Annotated in this window: 16 protein-coding genes, 1 tRNA gene and 1 pseudogene; 12 read left to right on the forward strand and 6 right to left on the reverse strand. The window is 59.8% G+C overall.

What is annotated here, in order from left to right; all coding sequences use genetic code 11:
* Positions 1-2 precede the first annotated feature (2 nt).
* Genes ACIPO9_RS01215 through ACIPO9_RS01225 form a run of 3 tightly spaced genes read right to left on the reverse strand, consistent with a single transcriptional unit; the run spans position 3 to position 2,043 of the window.
* Entirely contained in the window at positions 3-293 is a 291-nt protein-coding gene (locus ACIPO9_RS01215; protein ID WP_274136341.1) for a lipid-A-disaccharide synthase N-terminal domain-containing protein, read from the reverse strand.
* 1 nt (position 294) lies between these two features.
* Positions 295-1,038 carry a glycosyltransferase family 2 protein gene (locus ACIPO9_RS01220; protein ID WP_400603750.1) on the reverse strand — a complete coding sequence of 248 codons (744 nt, stop codon included), beginning with the start codon at positions 1,036-1,038 and terminating at the stop codon, positions 295-297.
* A gap of 33 nt (positions 1,039-1,071) precedes the next feature.
* On the reverse strand, positions 1,072-2,043 hold the full coding sequence (locus ACIPO9_RS01225) for an NAD-dependent epimerase (protein WP_400778372.1): 972 nt from the start codon (positions 2,041-2,043) through the stop codon (positions 1,072-1,074).
* Between the two features lie 569 nt (positions 2,044-2,612).
* Here ACIPO9_RS01225 and ACIPO9_RS01230 point away from each other — a divergent pair.
* A pseudogene (locus ACIPO9_RS01230) lies at positions 2,613-3,554 on the forward strand (cache domain-containing protein); the annotation flags it as partial.
* Between the two features lie 126 nt (positions 3,555-3,680).
* Positions 3,681-4,409, forward strand: a complete 729-nt coding sequence (locus ACIPO9_RS01235) for a methyl-accepting chemotaxis protein (protein ID WP_400605144.1) — start codon at positions 3,681-3,683, stop codon at positions 4,407-4,409.
* Positions 4,410-4,522: 113 nt separating this feature from the next.
* Here ACIPO9_RS01235 and ACIPO9_RS01240 read toward each other — a convergent pair whose 3' ends face one another.
* Positions 4,523-5,092 (reverse strand): cysteine hydrolase family protein, encoded by a 570-nt coding sequence (locus ACIPO9_RS01240; RefSeq protein WP_400778374.1) that lies wholly within the window; start codon positions 5,090-5,092, stop codon positions 4,523-4,525.
* A 207-nt stretch (positions 5,093-5,299) separates the two neighbouring features.
* On the opposite strand from ACIPO9_RS01240, the gene ACIPO9_RS01245 reads away from it, so the two are divergent.
* The 3 genes from ACIPO9_RS01245 (at position 5,300) to ACIPO9_RS01255 (ending at position 7,359) form a co-directional block, all read left to right on the forward strand.
* A complete protein-coding gene (locus tag ACIPO9_RS01245) occupies positions 5,300-6,049 on the forward strand; it encodes a 3-oxoacyl-ACP reductase family protein (protein ID WP_274136350.1) in 750 nt (249 codons plus the stop codon).
* 164 nt (positions 6,050-6,213) lie between these two features.
* Positions 6,214-6,303, forward strand: a tRNA-Ser gene (locus ACIPO9_RS01250).
* Between the two features lie 216 nt (positions 6,304-6,519).
* Positions 6,520-7,359, forward strand: a complete 840-nt coding sequence (locus ACIPO9_RS01255; RefSeq protein WP_400778378.1) for a class I SAM-dependent methyltransferase — start codon at positions 6,520-6,522, stop codon at positions 7,357-7,359.
* A gap of 337 nt (positions 7,360-7,696) precedes the next feature.
* On the opposite strand, the gene ACIPO9_RS01260 is transcribed toward ACIPO9_RS01255, so the two are convergent.
* A complete protein-coding gene (locus tag ACIPO9_RS01260; RefSeq protein ID WP_274136353.1) occupies positions 7,697-8,494 on the reverse strand; it encodes a hypothetical protein in 798 nt (265 codons plus the stop codon).
* A gap of 507 nt (positions 8,495-9,001) precedes the next feature.
* On the opposite strand from ACIPO9_RS01260, the gene ACIPO9_RS01265 reads away from it, so the two are divergent.
* The 7 genes from ACIPO9_RS01265 to ACIPO9_RS01295 all read left to right on the forward strand — a co-directional run bounded on the left by ACIPO9_RS01265 (position 9,002) and on the right by ACIPO9_RS01295 (position 15,688).
* Positions 9,002-9,496: a helix-turn-helix domain-containing protein gene (locus ACIPO9_RS01265; RefSeq protein WP_400778381.1), complete on the forward strand. Its 495-nt coding sequence runs from the start codon at positions 9,002-9,004 to the stop codon at positions 9,494-9,496.
* 280 nt (positions 9,497-9,776) lie between these two features.
* The gene (locus ACIPO9_RS01270) at positions 9,777-10,178 is read left to right on the forward strand and encodes a nuclear transport factor 2 family protein (protein ID WP_274136355.1); all 402 of its coding nucleotides are present in this window, start codon (positions 9,777-9,779) and stop codon (positions 10,176-10,178) included.
* A gap of 144 nt (positions 10,179-10,322) precedes the next feature.
* Positions 10,323-11,825, forward strand: a complete 1,503-nt coding sequence (locus ACIPO9_RS01275; protein ID WP_400603766.1) for a purine-cytosine permease family protein — start codon at positions 10,323-10,325, stop codon at positions 11,823-11,825.
* Positions 11,826-12,502: 677 nt separating this feature from the next.
* Positions 12,503-12,796 (forward strand): DUF6388 family protein, encoded by a 294-nt coding sequence (locus ACIPO9_RS01280; protein ID WP_274136358.1) that lies wholly within the window; start codon positions 12,503-12,505, stop codon positions 12,794-12,796.
* 146 nt (positions 12,797-12,942) lie between these two features.
* On the forward strand, positions 12,943-13,632 hold the full coding sequence (locus ACIPO9_RS01285) for a crotonase/enoyl-CoA hydratase family protein (RefSeq protein ID WP_274136360.1): 690 nt from the start codon (positions 12,943-12,945) through the stop codon (positions 13,630-13,632).
* Between the two features lie 232 nt (positions 13,633-13,864).
* The gene (locus ACIPO9_RS01290) at positions 13,865-14,641 is read left to right on the forward strand and encodes a 1-acyl-sn-glycerol-3-phosphate acyltransferase (protein ID WP_274136361.1); all 777 of its coding nucleotides are present in this window, start codon (positions 13,865-13,867) and stop codon (positions 14,639-14,641) included.
* A 75-nt stretch (positions 14,642-14,716) separates the two neighbouring features.
* Positions 14,717-15,688 carry a magnesium and cobalt transport protein CorA gene (locus ACIPO9_RS01295; RefSeq protein WP_274136362.1) on the forward strand — a complete coding sequence of 324 codons (972 nt, stop codon included), beginning with the start codon at positions 14,717-14,719 and terminating at the stop codon, positions 15,686-15,688.
* Positions 15,689-15,821: 133 nt separating this feature from the next.
* On the opposite strand, the gene ACIPO9_RS01300 is transcribed toward ACIPO9_RS01295, so the two are convergent.
* Positions 15,822-16,544 (reverse strand): amidotransferase, encoded by a 723-nt coding sequence (locus ACIPO9_RS01300; RefSeq protein WP_400778385.1) that lies wholly within the window; start codon positions 16,542-16,544, stop codon positions 15,822-15,824.
* Positions 16,545-16,660 lie beyond the last annotated feature (116 nt).

Here is a 16,660-nt window from a genome sequence, read left to right on the forward strand (position 1 = left end):
CTTCAATCCTTCTGTTCGGCGCCGCCTGGCTGTTCTTTGAATTTGGCGATCAACTGCAAGTTGCGCAGGTACACGATGAACCCGAAGGACTGGCCGACGATGAACACCGGGTCCTGCCGGTAGATGGCATAGGCCAGCAGCAGCGCGCTGCCGATGATGCTCAGGTACCAGAAGCCCACCGGAATCACGCTGCGTTTCTTGTACTCGCTGTACAGCCACTGCAGGACGAAACGCCCGGTGAACGCCAACTGGCCGATGAACCCCACCGCCAGCCATAACGATTCTGTGCCCATGTCAGACCTCGCTTTCCCGTGCCGTGACGTCAAGCCGGGTGCGGCGGATCAGCCACCACACGCCGAACAGATCGAGGATGCCCACCAGCGCACGGTCCAGGTTGCCGTAGTTGGACACCCCTGCCCCACGCTCGCGGTGATTGACCGGGTGCACCAGCATCCGGCCGTTGTGGCGACGGATCAGCGCCGGAATGAAACGATGCATGTGATCGAAATACGGCAGGCGCAGAAATGCTTCGCGCTCGATCAGCTTGATGCCACAGCCGGTGTCCGGGGTCTGGTCCTTGAGCAGGCTGCTGCGCAGCTTATTGGCAAAACGCGAGGCCCAGCGCTTGCTGGCGGTGTCCTGGCGATTGACCCGGTGCCCGGCGACCAGCTTTACGCCGTCGGCCTTGCCTTCGGAGCCGCGCACCAGATCGAGCATCCGCGGCAGGTCCGCCGGATCGTTCTGCCCGTCGCCATCGAGCGTCGCCAGCCAGTGCCCGCGTGCCGCTTCGGCAGCGTGATACACCGAGGTGCTCTGGCCCAGCGAACGAGCATGGCTGAGCACGCGCAACTGGCCGTAGCCGCCTTCCTGCAGGCTGCGCAACTGGGCAGCGGTGGCGTCGGTGCTGCCGTCGTCGACGACTATCACTTCGAACGCCTGGCCTGCGAACGCGGCGCGCACTTCTTCGAGCAGTGGAATGATGTTGCCTGCTTCATTCTTGGCGGGGATCAGAACCGACACATAGGGGCGTTCTTGCATGACATTCCTTGCAAAAGACAAAAGAGGGAGCGGTTAAACCCGGTAATAACTGCAGTACCAATCGACAAACGATGGCACACCGGTCGACACCGTGACCTGCGGCCGGAAACCCACCCGCGCTTCCAGCTCGCGGGTGTCTGCCCAGGTGTTGAGGACATCGCCGGACTGCAGCGGCATGAAATGCTTGATGGCGCGGATGTTCAGCGCGTCTTCGAGGCACTCGATGAAATCCAGCAGCTTCACCGGGGAGCCGAAGCCGATGTTGTAGACCTTGTTCGGTGCGCCGGTCTCGGGCTCGGGCGGCAACGGACTCAGGCGCACCAAGGCTTCGACGATGTCGTCGATGTAGGTGAAATCCCGGGACATTGCGCCGTCGTTGTACACATCAATGGGCTGCCCCTTGAGGATCGCATCGGTGAACTTGAACAACGCCATGTCCGGCCGGCCCCAGGGCCCGTAGACGGTAAAAAAACGCAGGCCGGTAGTGGGAATGCCGTAGAGGTGAGCGTAGGAATGGGCCATCAGCTCATTGGCGCGCTTGGTCGCGGCATAGAAGGAAATCGGCTGTTCCACCGCATCGCTGGTGGCGTAGGGCAACTTGTGATTCAGGCCGTACACCGAGCTGCTCGAGGCGTAGATAAGATGGGCCGGTTTGTAAGCCCGACAGGCTTCCAGCACGTTGAGAAAGCCCACCAGATTGCTTTGCGCATAGGTGTCCGGGCTGTCGATGGAATACCGCACCCCTGCCTGGGCCGCCAGATGAATGACCTGGTCGAAACGCTGCCCGGCGAACAGATCCAGCAGCGCCTGTTTGTCCGCCAGATCCAGCCGGTGAAACTCGAAGTTGCCGTAGGTAGCCAGTTGCGCCAGGCGCGCCTGTTTGAGCTCGACGCTGTAGTAGCCGTTGAGGTTGTCGAGCCCCACTACCTGATGACCGTCACGGCACAAACGCCTGGCCGTGTGGAAGCCGATGAAACCTGCGGCGCCGGTGACCAGTATTCTCATGCGCTCACTTCCATGACGGACTCTGCAGGACTTGTAGGTTCTTTTGGTTGCAGAGGCTTATATCAAGCGCAAATGACCGTTTTGTTGGCGGTAGATGACGATACGACGAAGGGTTTTTGACGATGCCGTGGAAATTGCGCGTCAGGCGAATGGCAGCGTTGGGGGTGTTCTGCACGTGAATCGCGCAGGCCCCATAGCGCCCGTCATGATTTTGTTCCAAAAATACTCAATTTTTGTACACAACCCGTTTCCTGAGCAGCTCACGAGAAATCTGCCGAACGGCTCAAGCCATTGATTTACGGCACTTTAAGGCCTGTAAACGAGCACCAACCTGACCACCCGATCAGGTTGCTGGCCTGCTTATTGCTCCGGCCGAGTCATTCGCACTGTTCCATCGTGGTTGTGCGCTCGTTTATCCGGAGTTTTCTATGCCTGTCTGGCGCAAGAGTATTCAGTGGCAATTGACCCTGAGCATGGGTGCGGCCCTGGTCATCAGCAGCCTGATCGTCATCGCGATCTACGCCTTTGCCCTGAACAAACTCACTGATCGTTACCTGCTCCAGCAAGCGATGCCCGCCAGCGTCGAAGCGATCCGCAACGACCTGGAACGCCTGCTCGCCGCACCGCTCACCGCCGCCAGCGACATCGCCGACAACACCCTGGTGTCCGAATGGCTGGCAGGTGGTGAAGACGCCGCGCAGCAACCGGGCTTCATTCGCTACCTGGCCAGGATCAAAGATCAGCACAACGCCTTGACCACCTTTATCGTTGCCAAGGACAGCGGCTTGTACATCACCAGTAAAGGCGCCGACCGCACGCTGGTGCGCGGCCCGGCGGAGAACAACTGGTTCTACGGATTCCTGGACAGCAACAAACAGCGTTCGCTGGACATCGATATCGACGCCACCACCAAGGTGCCGACGCTGTTCATCAATCAGCGCATCGAACACAACGGCCAAGTGGTCGGGGTGGCGGGCCTGGGGTTCAGCATGAGCGCGCTGTCGCAGATGGTGCGTGACTTTCATTTCGGCAAGGCCGGCCAGGTGTATCTGGTCAGTCCCGATGGCAAGATCAAGGTGCATCCCGACGCCGACCTGAATGACCGCGCATCCCTGACCCAACTGGTGGGCAGCGGCGCGGCGGGCGCCCTGCTCAACCAGAGCGGCAACGGCCAGGCGCTGGAATTCGAGCGCAATGGCCAGCCCTATGTGGCCGTCGCCAAACCCGTTGCCTCCCTGGGCTGGACGCTGGTTAGCGAGGTGCCACTGGCCGAGGTCTACGGGCCGGCGAAGGAAGCGCTGACCACCATTTCGGCGATCAGCCTGGCAGTGGTGCTGTGCTTCCTCGGTTTTGTGGCGTGGATCGCGCGCGGCATCGTGCGGCCGATCCAGCAAGTGACCACAGCGCTGGTGGACATCGGCAGCGGCCAGGGCGACCTGACCCGTCGCCTGGACGACAGCCGCGCCAATGAGCTGGGCGACCTGGCTCGCGGCTTCAACCGCTTCATCGAAAGCCTGCGCCAGTTGATCGGCGACGTTCTGCAAACCAGTGAGCAGTTACGCCACAGCGTGGTGGATGTGGCTCATGTGGTCGACAGCACCTCCACCCGTGCGCTCAAGCAACAACAGATGACCGACATGGTCGCCACGGCCGTTCACGAAATGGGCCTGACCGTGCAGGAAATCGCCCGTAACGCCGGCGCTGCCGCCGACGTGTCGCGCAACACCCATAACGAAGCGACGTCGGCGAAGAAGGTCGTGGGTGAGTCCATCAGCCACATCCAGAGCATGTCCGACGGCGTCGGCACGGCCGCAGGCGCGGTGGAGAATCTGGCGCTGCAGATTTCCACCATCGACCAGGTGCTCAGCACCATCCGCAGCATTTCCGAGCAGACCAACCTGCTGGCATTGAACGCCGCCATTGAAGCCGCCCGCGCCGGCGAAATGGGCCGTGGTTTTGCGGTGGTCGCCGACGAAGTCCGTACGCTGGCGGGACGTACCCAAAGCGCGACGGCAGAAATCCAGCAGATGATGGGCGAACTCAAGAGCGGTGCCGACCAGGCCGTCAGTTCCATGCGCTCAGGCCAGGCCGCCACCGGCACCGGCGTCGAAGCCAGCCGGCGCACCGGCAACTCCCTGGACGCCATCGCAGGCCACGTGGAAGAACTCACCGACCGCAACCAGCAGGTCGCGGCGGCCACGGAAGAACAGAGCACGGTGACCGAGGAAATCAACCGTAACGTGCAGGGCATCGCGGACCTGGCGCAGTCCACCGTAAGCGATGTGAAGGCCTGCCGCGAGGACTGCCAGCGCCTGTCGGAACAGGCCGCGCACCTGGCCGCGCAGATGGCGCGGTTCAGGTTGTAGCAGTCAGACCACATACCCTGTAGGAGTGAGCTTGCTCGCGATCGCGTAGTGTCAGACACCATTGCAATACCTGACATTGCGCAATCGCGAGCAAGCTCACTCCTACAGGAGCGTTAGAGCCTGTAGAACACCTGCTGCAAAATCTCCTGCGTCGCCACCACCTGCGCATACTCGCCATGCAGATTGGCCAGCGACATTCCGTGAATCTCCTCGGCACTGCGCGCATGCCCAAAAAAATCCGCGCCGTCAAAGGTGTAGCACGCGTCATGGGGCACGATCACCTCGAACCCCAGGTTGCCCCCGGTTCGGGCCGTCGATTCCACCGAGTTGTTGGTAATCACGCCGACAATCACCACCTGATTGATCCCGTCCGCCCGCAACCAGCCCTCCAGCGCCGAATGACAGAACGCATCCGGCACCTGCTTGTGCAACTCCCCTTCCCCGTCCCACGGCAGGAATTGGGGTTGGAACTCAACCCCCGACTGCTTGGGCCAGAACACCGAATCTTCTGACCGCGAGAAGTGCCGCACATGAATCACCGTACGCCCGGTCTGGCGCCATGCCGCCAGTAACGCAAGCATCTGTTGCTCGGCGTCGGGGTTGTTGCGCCGCCCAAGCTTGGGGTGGTTGATGCCTTGCTGCATGTCGATGATGACCAGCGCGGCCTTGGGATGAATCTGCATAGGGGCTCCATCAGAGGGAAAACATTGCAAGGAAGCATCAGATTCTGCCGTCACGTACTACGCTGCAACAGCCTTATTGCCGCCTTGCAGAACAATTCTAAACTTCTGGTTTAAACAGAACATCACGATTACTGGCTACCGGTAACGTAATCAAATACCGATACTGAACCCATCCACTCACTGCTCAAATGGTTACAGGAGATCGACATGACTCACCCAACCAACCTCACTGGCAAAGTAGCACTGGTTCAAGGCGGCTCCCGCGGCATCGGCGCTGCCATCGTCAAACGCCTGGCCGAACAAGGCGCAGCCGTTGCCTTCACCTATGTCAGCTCCGACGACAAGGCCCGCGCCCTGCAAGACAGCATCACCGCGACCGGTGCCAAGGCACTGGCCATCAAGGCGGACAGCGCCAGCGAGCAGGCCATCCGCGCCGCCGTCGGCAAAACCGTTGAAACCTTCGGCGGCATCGACATCCTCGTCAACAACGCAGGCGTGCTGGCCATCGCCCCGCTGGAAGAGTTCAGCCTGGAAGACTTCGACCGCACCCTGGCCATCAACGTACGCAGCGTGTTCATCGCCAGCCAGGAAGCAGCCCGTCACATGAAGGAAGGCGGTCGCATCATCAACATCGGCAGCACCAACGCCGACCGCATGCCCTTCGCCGGTGGCGGCGTGTACGCCATGAGCAAGTCGGCACTGGTGGGCCTGACCAAAGGCCTGGCCCGCGACCTGGGCCCACGGGGGATCACCATCAACAACGTGCAACCCGGCCCGGTGGACACCGACATGAACCCGGCCGACGGCGACTTCGCCGAATCGCTCATCGGCCTGATGGCCGTGCCGCGCTACGGCAAGTCCGAAGAAATCGCCGCCATGGTCGCCTACCTCGCCGGCCCCGAAGCCGGCTACGTCACCGGCGCCAGCCTGACCATCGACGGCGGCTTCGGCGCCTGATCCAGACGCCCGTCCCCACCTCGCCACGCCCAGGACCTCGCAAAAGAGGCCCGGGCGTGGTGTTTTTGCTTAACCGCATGAAAATTCTGAAAAAAAGTTTTGCGTTCGGCAAAGCTTTCGACTACATTAGCGCGCCTCGACAGACTGAACGTCTAGCGAGATACGGTGAAGTGTCCGAGTGGCTTAAGGAGCACGCCTGGAAAGTGTGTATACAGGAAACTGTATCGAGAGTTCGAATCTCTCCTTCACCGCCAAATTCGATGTAAACGAAACCCCTGAGATTCCTCGAGAATCCAGGGGTTTTTCGTTTGGGGGGATTCGCCTCATCGGTTACCTGCCGAACACCTGCAAGCCACTCCCTCAATCTTGTGCCCCCTCCGCTGGCCGGTTTTATCGCCGCCTCGTCCGCCGTGCCGAAAATCCATACCCTGCTACGCTGTAACCCTCATCTATATGAGGCAGTTTTAAACATGGCTATCGCAAGGACGCATCAGGAAGAAATACAGAGCGGCGACCGATTTTCCTTCGGTGAGAACTGGTCAAGGTTTCTCTCGGTGCTGGATGACGAGCGTATCGAGGAAGCAGAAAGTAGCTTGCGTGCCATGCTCGAAGTGGACTCACTTGAGGGCAAGACCTTTCTCGACGTAGGCAGTGGCAGTGGTCTTTTCTCACTCGCTGCTCGCCGCCTAGGCGCCAGCGTCTACTCCTTCGACTACGACCCGAAGTCTGTCGCCTGTACCACTGAGTTGCGTCGCCGTTACTTCAAGGACGATGACCAATGGGTGATAAACGAGGCATCCGTGCTCGATAAGGCTTATCTGGCTCGCCTTGGTCAGTTCGATGTCGTGTACTCTTGGGGTGTGCTGCATCACACCGGCAAGATGTGGGACGCGCTCACCAATGTCACTCCGCTGGTGGCTGAACACGGGAAGCTGTTCATCGCCCTCTACAACGACCAAGGCGGCGCCAGCCGGCGCTGGCTAATGCTGAAGAAGCTGTACAACGAGTATCCCATCCTGCGTTTGCCGCTGGCGCTCTATACGCTGGTAAAGCAGTGGTGGATCACCATTGCCAAGGAGCTGATGCGCGGCAAGTTCTTCGTCGCCTGGCGTACATACAACAAACAGCGCGGCATGTCGCCATGGCACGACAACGTGGACTGGATCGGCGGCTATCCCTTTGAAGTCAGCAAACCAGAAGAAATCCTCGACTTCTACCGTGCACGTGGTTTTACCCTGGCGCGGATGAAGACCTGTGCAGGTGGTTTGGGCTGCAACGAGTTTGTGTTGCACCGGAACATTCCCCGCTGACTAAACAGCTCAACGGGAAATTCGGGAATTAAAAAGCCCGAGCATCAGGATCCTTCGGGCAATTAGCTTCATTGAGGATTTTGGAGTCGACCAAGTGCTCAATCAACGCTTCACCACGATTTCCCAAGTTGTGCCTGCCAATGTTTAACGCAGATGCAGGAAAGCAAATAGCTAAAAATCGTCAAGAACATATCGAAACCGACAATGCTGTGCGCAAGGCATGAGGTGACTAGTCCACTAAAAACTCTGACCCGATCTAGCAGACAGCCCATCGTGCAGGCAAAAAAATGCCCGGGAAAGCCCGGGCATTTTCGAGGAGGGAGGCGCGATGAAAAGGTTATTCTGCGGCCAGAGGTTTGCCGGCCAACATGCTCCACCGAGGGCGAAAGAAACAGGCTGCTACCAGGCTGAAGACCAACAAGCCGCTGGCTGCGGCGTTGGCGACAAAATGCAGTTTGCGGCGCAGGTCCCTCAAGCTGGTCAGGTATTCCTCTGACAAATATGGCCCCGAACCGGTAGGGTCGGTGACGATCGCGGCAATCATGTTCGCGTTCTGCGGAATGACGCTGTGGGTGTAGAGCTCTTCAATGCCGGCAAAATCCAGATTGGCGGGATAAGGGCCGACGCCGTAGTCCGGGTCTGTGAAGTAGGCAGTGCCATCGATCATCACTTTGGAAACCACGTGCCCGCCCAGGCCATAGGTAATCGCGTCCAGATCGCTGCGTCGCAGTATCCGCGTGACGGCTGCCGCGCGCTCGCTGCAATACCCGCATCGCAGGGTCCTGAAGTTATAAAGACCCAGGTCGTAGTTGGCGTCATGACCTGCCTTGTACGCCGCGTAGTTGACAGCGGTTTCTATCCAGGAAACGGAATTCTGGTCAGGTAAACAGTGGTAAGTAGCCTTGTGAACCATTTGCGTGACACGAGTAACGTACGCCAGTACAGGCTCATTTTCACGGCGTGCCATTTCAACCAATGGAATCTCGGCCAGTGTCCGGCCCTGAATGTAATCGTAACCGGGAATCGAATTGCCTCTACTCTGCGGCTGCGCATCGTGGCTGAAATGCTCTACTACCAGAGCCAAGGCAACGAGCACAGCCAGTCCGACTGCTGTATTTGCCAACCCTTTGAACATTATTGGAGCATCCTTCCAGAGATCAGAATCAACGGCAGTCAGTAAAAGCCGGGCAAGGATACTCCAAAACCCACGTCAGTTACCGAGAAAATCCAGTCCAGAAGCCTGTGCTGCGATGCCGCAGCTTAGTGTGTTCTCGGTTTCTCTTCACTGACCATTGGTCGTATCGGTCAGCTTGAAACAACAGATGCGTCCGGGGGAGTTGCCGGCGTCTGGTTACTTGCAAATGAGCAGCACGAAATACACCCAAATGGATGAATTAGCCACTCGAAAGCATGTGTTTCAAAAATGATTCACCCCATTGAGCCATGCTGCTGCCGCAGACCATCGGAAACCTGCCTCTCCCCTCAATCGAGCAGCTACTGTCTATTCGGCGCCCGCAATATTCTGGCGTCACTACTTAGTACGAGGCTAGTTCTTCCCTGGATCACCCAGCCCGTATTCCAGCCCCCATTGCGCGCCTCATCCGTATGAAAATCGGGGCGCGAATTTCGCAGGAGTAGGTTGATGAACGGTATCGGCAAACGTCTGAGACAAGAAAGAAAACGCTTGAAACTGACCCAGAGTGCCCTGGGCGCGATCGGTGGCGTTGAAGCCAACGCCCAGGGCCACTATGAAAGCGGGCAGCGCCTGCCACGGGCCGACTATCTTTTTCGCATTGCAGCGGCAGGTGTGGATATCAGCCGGGTCGTCACCGGTATCGAGTCCGGCAACCGGATAGAAGTGCCGGTGTTTCCTTCACTGATTGCCAGCCAGTCGGGCTTTGCCGAACAGGACTGCACCAGCGCGGAAAGCGTGGTCAGGATCATCGGCCAGTTGCGTCAGAGCCTGTGGGTCACGGCCAATGCCTTGTGTGAAGTCACACGGCTGGTCGACACCCAGGAGCAGCGCCACGACATCGACCATGTCGAGGATCATTTGCGAGTGTTGCAGGGCGATGCCGACATGTTCGTGGCGCTGGCATTGGCCCGTGTGCAGAAGGCCAGCCACGAGGCCCATTGAGCTGACCGTCACGCTGACAGTCCTTTTCTTGAATGGTAGCCCTGCGCCATTCAGGGAGAGTTCGGATGAAACGGCTTGATATCGTGCTCGCGACGCTTGCGGCATGTTTTTGCAGCTCGACCCGTGAAAGGCGCACTCTATAAATCTGGTGCGAACCAGGCCGCGGGCTGGCGATACTTCCGAAATTTCTGAAGTAAGTATTTATCGGCGCCGATGTTACCGGATGTAAGAGCTGCTTAAAGTCATGCCCCATCGCCAGTATCACAATAACGAGACGGCCATGACCTCCACTGCGCACCTCAAAGAACACGTCCAGCACGCTGCCGACGAACTGATTGCAGCCTTCGCCGGCAATGACACAGACGCCTACTTCGCGGCTTTCAGCGAAGACGCCACTTTCCTGTTCTACACCCTCCCTGCCCCGCTGCTGTCCCGCGCCGCCTACCGCGACGTATGGAACGGCTGGCAAGCGGACGGTTTTGCCGTGCTCGGCTGCCGGTCGAGCAACGTGCATATCCAGATGCAGGGGGAGGTGGCGATCTTCATGCACGACGTCGCGACCCACGTGCGGTTCGGCAGCGAAGAAAGCCACTTTCTGGAGCGCGAAACCATCGTGTTCCGCTTCGACGGACAGCGCTGGCTGGCCTGTCACGAACATCTGTCGGAGCAGCCCAAGGCCTGATTCCGACATCCGCGAGCGCCCCCACAGAGGCCGCCGCCGGACCCACTCGTACAATAAGCATCAAGTTCTAGAAGCAATCACTGCCAAGCCAGCGCCGGACCCGATCCGGCCTCATAACAACACGACTGTGCGCAGGAAACCGTCATGTCACAAGCCACTACCACTATCGAAACTTTTGGTGTCGAACAGATACCGGACGATCAGCGCGATGCCAGGCCCATCGATCTGTTTCGCCTGACGTTCGGCGGCGCCAACACCTTTGCCACTGCGGTACTGGGGAGCTTCCCGGTGCTGTTCGGGCTGTCATTCCAGGCGGGTGTCTGGTCGATCATCCTGGGCATCGTGCTGGGCTCGATCATCCTCGCGCCGATGGGGCTGTTCGGCGCGCTCAACGGCACCAACAATGCGGTATCGTCTGGCGCTCATTTCGGTGTCCACGGGCGAATCGTCGGCTCGTTCCTGTCCTTGCTCACGGCCGTGGCGTTCTTCTCGCTGTCGGTCTGGAGTTCGGGCGATGCCCTGATCGGCGGCGCCAAGCGCATGATCGGCATGCCTGAAAACGACCTGACACTGGCCGTCGCCTACGGCGTGTTCGCGGTGCTGGTGCTGGTGGTGTGCATCTACGGCTTCCGCTTCATGCTGTGGGTCAACAAGATCGCGGTGTTCGCGTCCAGTCTGTTGTTCCTGCTGGGCATTTTCGCCTTTGGCGGCAGTTTTGATGCAGGCTTCGCCGGCACTGTGAATCAAGGCTCGGAAGGCTTCTGGGCGGCGTTCATCGGTGCGGCCTTGCTGGCCATGAGCAACCCGGTTTCGTTCGGTGCGTTCCTGGGCGACTGGTCGCGCTACATCCCGCGTCACACGTCGAAAAAACGCATCATGGCGTCGGTCTTCCTGGCGCAGGTCTGCACGCTGATTCCGTTTCTGTTCGGTCTGTGCACGGCCACCATCGTCGCCACTCAGGCGCCGCAGTACATCACCGACAACAACTACGTGGGCGGCCTGCTGGCGGTGTCGCCGAGCTGGTTCTTCCTGCCGGTGTGCCTGATCGCGATCATCGGCGGCATGTCGACCGGGACCACTTCGCTGTATGGCACAGGCCTGGACATGTCGAGCATGTTCCCGCGCCTGCTCAACCGTGCTCAGGCGACGATTCTGATCGGGATTGCAGCCATTGCCTTCATCTTCATCGGCCGTTTCGCCTTTAACCTGGTGCAGAGTGTTTCGACCTTTGCAGTGTTGATCGTGACCTGCACCTCACCGTGGATCGTGATCATGGTGCTGGGGCTGATCATTCGTCGCGGCTTCTATCATCCGGCGGATCTGCAGGTGTTCACCCGTGGCCAGAGCGGCGGCCATTACTGGTTCGAGCACGGCTGGAACTGGCGCGGCCTGGGGGCGTGGATTCCGAGTGCGGCGATCGGCCTGTGCTTTGTCAATCTGCCGGGACAGTTCGTGGGGCCGCTGGGGAATCTGGCCGGTGGGATCGACATCAGCCTGCCGATCACGCTGGGGCTGGCGGCGCTGTTGTACATCACGCTGTTGCGCACGTTCCCGGAGCCGGTGGGGGTCTACGGGGATCATGGTCCGCATCCGCTGCTGGGCAGTAATGCGCACCGTAATGTGAAGAAGCCGATGGCAATTGGTTGATCGAATCTGATCGCCTGATCGTTGATCGTTCCCACGCTCTGCGTGGGAACGGCGCTCTTGACGCTCCGCGTCGATGGGTGACGCGTGAACGAGGCGCATATCCGTTCACGGCGGTGATGCTGACTCACCTTTGCGCCTTTACGGCGCGTTACTTTGTTTCGGCAAAGTAACCAAACCATTTGCGACAGGCTGGGGTCCTTCGGACTTCCCTCGACTCCGGCGCCGTTCCGGGGGCACGCCATGATGGGCCATCCATGGCCCGCACGGCTTTCGCGGCATCCCTGCCGCTCATCCCCCTCCACGACACCTGCGCTCGGCCTGGCGCCTTGACGTCGCGTTCGGCGGTGTCTGCACCATCGCGCATGAAGATCAAAAGCCAGATCAAAATCTAAAGCACCCCATCGCCCCGTAGCAGCACGGCTTGCCGGCGGGGACGTCTTCAAGATCGCTGACGCCGGCAAGCCGGACTGCTACCTGTGGTTTACCTCGATCCCGTAGGAGCGCGCTTGCCCGCGATGGGGCCCTCGTGATCGCCCGCGCCATAAGGCCGGAGCCCGACCGCCGACCGACGGATTCGCTTCGGCTGGCGTGCGTCGGCTACTTCACGCACAATCGGTTCGTACGTCAGTATCGTTACAAGAAGAACGTCAGCTCGAACCACAGGAGATAACCCTCGCATGAACGCAAATGACTGGACCGAAGCTGCCCTGGCGAAGTACATCGTGACTAACCCGACCCTTCAGGCTGAAATCCAGCAACTGAGCCCCACGGAGCAACAGCAGCAGATCCTCTGGGCTTTCGAAGACGAAGCCGAAGATCTGGGCATCCCCACCTGGGATCTTGCACTGCAATTCATTGCCGAAACCCCTGAGCAACTCAAGGAAATGCGCCTGGCTGCCCACAAGGAAGCTGCCGAAGCGCTGGACATGGACTGGGACGACTACTGCGAACTCAACGACGTCGAGGAGTAACGCTTCAATCTCCCCCCTCGGGCCGCGACCTTTACTGCCCTGCGCGCGGCCCGAAACCCTGACTTGTCGGTCATCCTTTACGCTTTACCTTGCCCTTGCGGGTGGGTAACGTCTGCGCCAATTCAAAACAAAAAGGACTCGCCCCCATGAGTGATTTGGTCGCCTATCAACTGGATGACGGCGTCGCCACGCTGACCCTGAGCAACGGCAAGGTCAACGCCATCAGCGATGACGTGATTGCCGCGTTCAACGCCGCGCTGGATCAGGCCGAAAAGGACCGCGCCGTGGTCATCATCACCGGCCAGCCGGGTATTCTCTCGGGCGGCTATGACCTCAAGATCATGACGTCCAGCCCCGAAGCAGCGCTGGGCCTGGTGGCCGCAGGTTCCACCCTGGCGCGACGCATGCTGTCGCATCCGTTTCCGATCGTCGTGGCGTGCGGCGGGCATGCAGTGGCCAAGGGCGCATTCCTGCTGCTGTCGGCCGATTACCGCATCGGCGTCGATGGCCCGTTCAGCATCGGCCTGAACGAAGTGCAGATCGGCATGACCATGCACCATGCAGGTATCGAGCTGGCCCGTGACCGCCTGAATAAAAGCGCCTTCGGCCGCTCGGTGATCAATGGCGAGATGTTCTCGCCCAAGGCTGCGGTCGAGGCGGGTTTCCTGGACAAGGTGGTCGCCCCCGAAGAGCTGGTCGACACCGCCCGCACCGTGGCCTTGCAGTTGAAGAAGATCAACATGAAGGCCCACAAGCAGACCAAGCTGAAAGTGCGCAAGGACTTCCTCGAAACCCTGGACAAGGCCATCGAACTGGATAAGCAGCATTCGTTCTAGCTCGGTCCGTAGCAGCCCGGCCGGGCGGCGTTCCGCTTGCCGGCGGGAGCGGTGTGTCAGGCGACGAATGTGTTGCTGATGCGCCGCCCCCGCCGGCAAGCCGTGCTGCTACGGGATGGAGTGTTTGAAACATCTGCTTAACCTCTCCCCCGCCACCCGTCTGCATGGCAATTGCCCCTTCAAGTGCACATCCGTACACTGCGCCACCTTTTTTGTTTCCAGAGTGGTCTGCATGCTGTTTGTCCTGCGTATGTTGCTGATGGCGGTGCATTTTGTCGTGGCTGGCGCATTGGGGTTGATCTTGGGCCTGTGCCGCCCGTTCAATCCGGACAACAGCCGTTTGTGCGCGCGCTTCTATGCATTGCCCGCCATGTGGATTCTGCGCTTGCGCCTCAAGGCCGAAATGGGCGCGAATTTCGACAAGAGCCGCCCCTGCGTGATCGTCGCCAACCACCAGTCCAACTACGACCTGTTCATCCTGGGCAACATCGTGCCGCCACGCACCGTGTGCATCGGCAAGAAAAGCCTGAAATGGGTGCCCTTCTTCGGCCAGTTGTTCTGGCTGGCGGGCAATGTGCTGATCGACCGTGGCAATCCGCTGCGTGCGCGTCTTTCCATCCGCAAGACCACCGAAACCCTGCAACGCAAGGACACCTCGATCTGGGTCTTCCCCGAGGGTACGCGCAACCTGGGCAAGGGTCTGCTGCCTTTCAAGCGCGGCGCCTTCCAAATGGCAGTCGATGCCGGCGTGCCGATCATTCCGGTGTGCGTCAGCACCTATGTGCGCGACATGCGCCTGGGTGCCTGGGACAGCGGCCAGGTGATGATTCGCGCCTTGCCGGCGATCTCCACCACGCGCCTGACCGATGCCGATATCCCTGACCTGATCGCCCAGTGCCACAGTCAGATGAAGGCGTGCATCGAGCAGATGGACGGGCAATTGCAGACACGCTCACAGCCTTCCCAAACCGCAGCTGAACAAGTTGCACAAAACACCCGAACTCACTGATTTTCACCGACTCTGAATCAGGAAGGCGCGCTAAGCTGCGTGTCAGTCCCTCCTGATAAGAAGAAGTGAATCACCATGGGCCGAGTTGTCGCTGCCGCGGTTTACAGTGAAGGTAAGAAGGTCACCAACATCACCCTCGACGAGGGCGCGGCCTGGGCTGCAAAGCCTGGGCATTTCGTCTGGATCGGCCTTGAGCAGCCCAATGCCCAGGAGCTGGCCACGCTGCAAAAACAGTTCAACCTGCACGAACTGGCCATCGAAGATGCGCTGGAAGTCCACAGTCGTCCCAAGCTCGAGACCTTTGGCGATGCACTGTTCATCGTCACCTACGCGCCGATCCGCGAAGACGGCAAGCTGATCTTCATCGAGACGCACATTTTCGCGGGCAAGGGTTACATCATCACTTCGCGCAACGGCCACTCCAAGTCCTACGGGCTGGTGCGCCAACGCTGCGAGGCCCGCCCTCTGCTGCTGCATCACGGCGAAGACTTCGTGCTCTATGCGCTGCTGGATTTCGTCACCGAAAACTACCAGCCAGTGACCGAGGCCATTCATTGCGAGCTCGAAGAGCTTGAACACAGCGTGCTGAGCACCGAGCTGAACGAGGCGGATATTCATCGCATTCACAGCCTGCGTCGGGATCTGCTGCGGCTACGCCGGTACGTGGCACCGATGGTGGAGATCGGCGAAGAATTGCAGAAACTCAGTTTCCCGTTCATCGACAAGAACATGCGCCCGTATTTCAGGGACGTGGAGATTCACGTCAAGCGCCAGATGGAAGACCTGGCCAACCTGCGGGACATCGCCAGCCAGACTATCGAGATCGGGCTGTTGCTGGAGTCATCGCGGCAGAGCCTGACCCAGCGCAAGTTCGCGGCCTGGGCGGCGATTCTGGCGTTTCCCACGGCGATTGCCGGGATCTACGGGATGAACTTCCAGAACATGCCTGAGCTGAGCTGGCATTACGGCTACTTCATCGCGCTGGGGGTGATTCTGGGGGGCTGCACCCTGCTGTTCGCCAGCTTCAAGCGGTCGGGCTGGCTGTAAACGGCCCCCCGTGTAGGAGCGCGCTTGCCCGCGATGGCAGTCTGCCTGTGCCACGAATGGAGGCTGACACACCACGGTCGCGGGCAAGCGCGCTCCTACAGGTTGGGCGCGCGCCGCGAGGAATCGAGGGGTGTCAGGCCGTTTGGGGCTTGTTCGCCACGAAACGCATCATCCATTCAGCCACGGTAGCGCCGTGGTGGTCTTCTTCAAGGCTGGCGATGCCTTTGCTGTACACCTGCTCGCCCAGCGCTTCCTGACGGATGTCGAGCAGCGTGCGCGAGTAGTCGTGGATGAATTCCGGGTGGCCCTGGAAGCACAGCACCTGATCGTTGATGTGGTAGGCGGCGAACTGGCAGAAGTCGCTTGAAGCAATGACCGTCGCGCCTTCAGGCAGCGCGGTGACCTGGTCCTGATGGCTGATTAGCAGCGTCAGCTTGTCCATCGCCGGGGTCATCCATGGCTTGGCCGGGGCCAGGTCGTAATGGTGAATGCCCACGCCCCAACCCTGGGTCGCCCGCTCGGTCTTGCCACCCAGCAGCAGCGCCAGCAACTGGTGGCCGAAGCACACGCCCAGCAACTTGTCGCCACGCTTGTAGCGTTCGAGCAGGTAGGTCTTGAGGGTCTGGATCCATGGGTCGGTACCGAAAGAGTCAGCCTTGGAACCGGTAATCAGGTACGCATCGAACTGCTCGGAATCCGGCGGGTAATTGCCCTGCATCACGTTATAGACAACGAATTCGGCGGCAATGGGCTGGCGGGAAAACAGCGACTGGAACATCCGCCCGTAACCTTGATATTGATCCACCAGTTCCGGGCGAAGAACGTCGGTCTCAAGAATGCAGATGCGTAACGACATAAAAATACCTGAAGCGACAAGGCGAAAATGCACACAGCCAAGCCTGCCTTGAAGCCGGGGTCAAGGCAAGGGGCGTGTGGACCAGAGTACGCACACGCCCCTGTAGGAGTGAGCTT

Source organism: Pseudomonas sp. NPDC090203 (assembly GCF_044746765.1).
GTDB classification, from domain to species: Bacteria; Pseudomonadota; Gammaproteobacteria; order Pseudomonadales; family Pseudomonadaceae; genus Aquipseudomonas; species Aquipseudomonas putida_AD.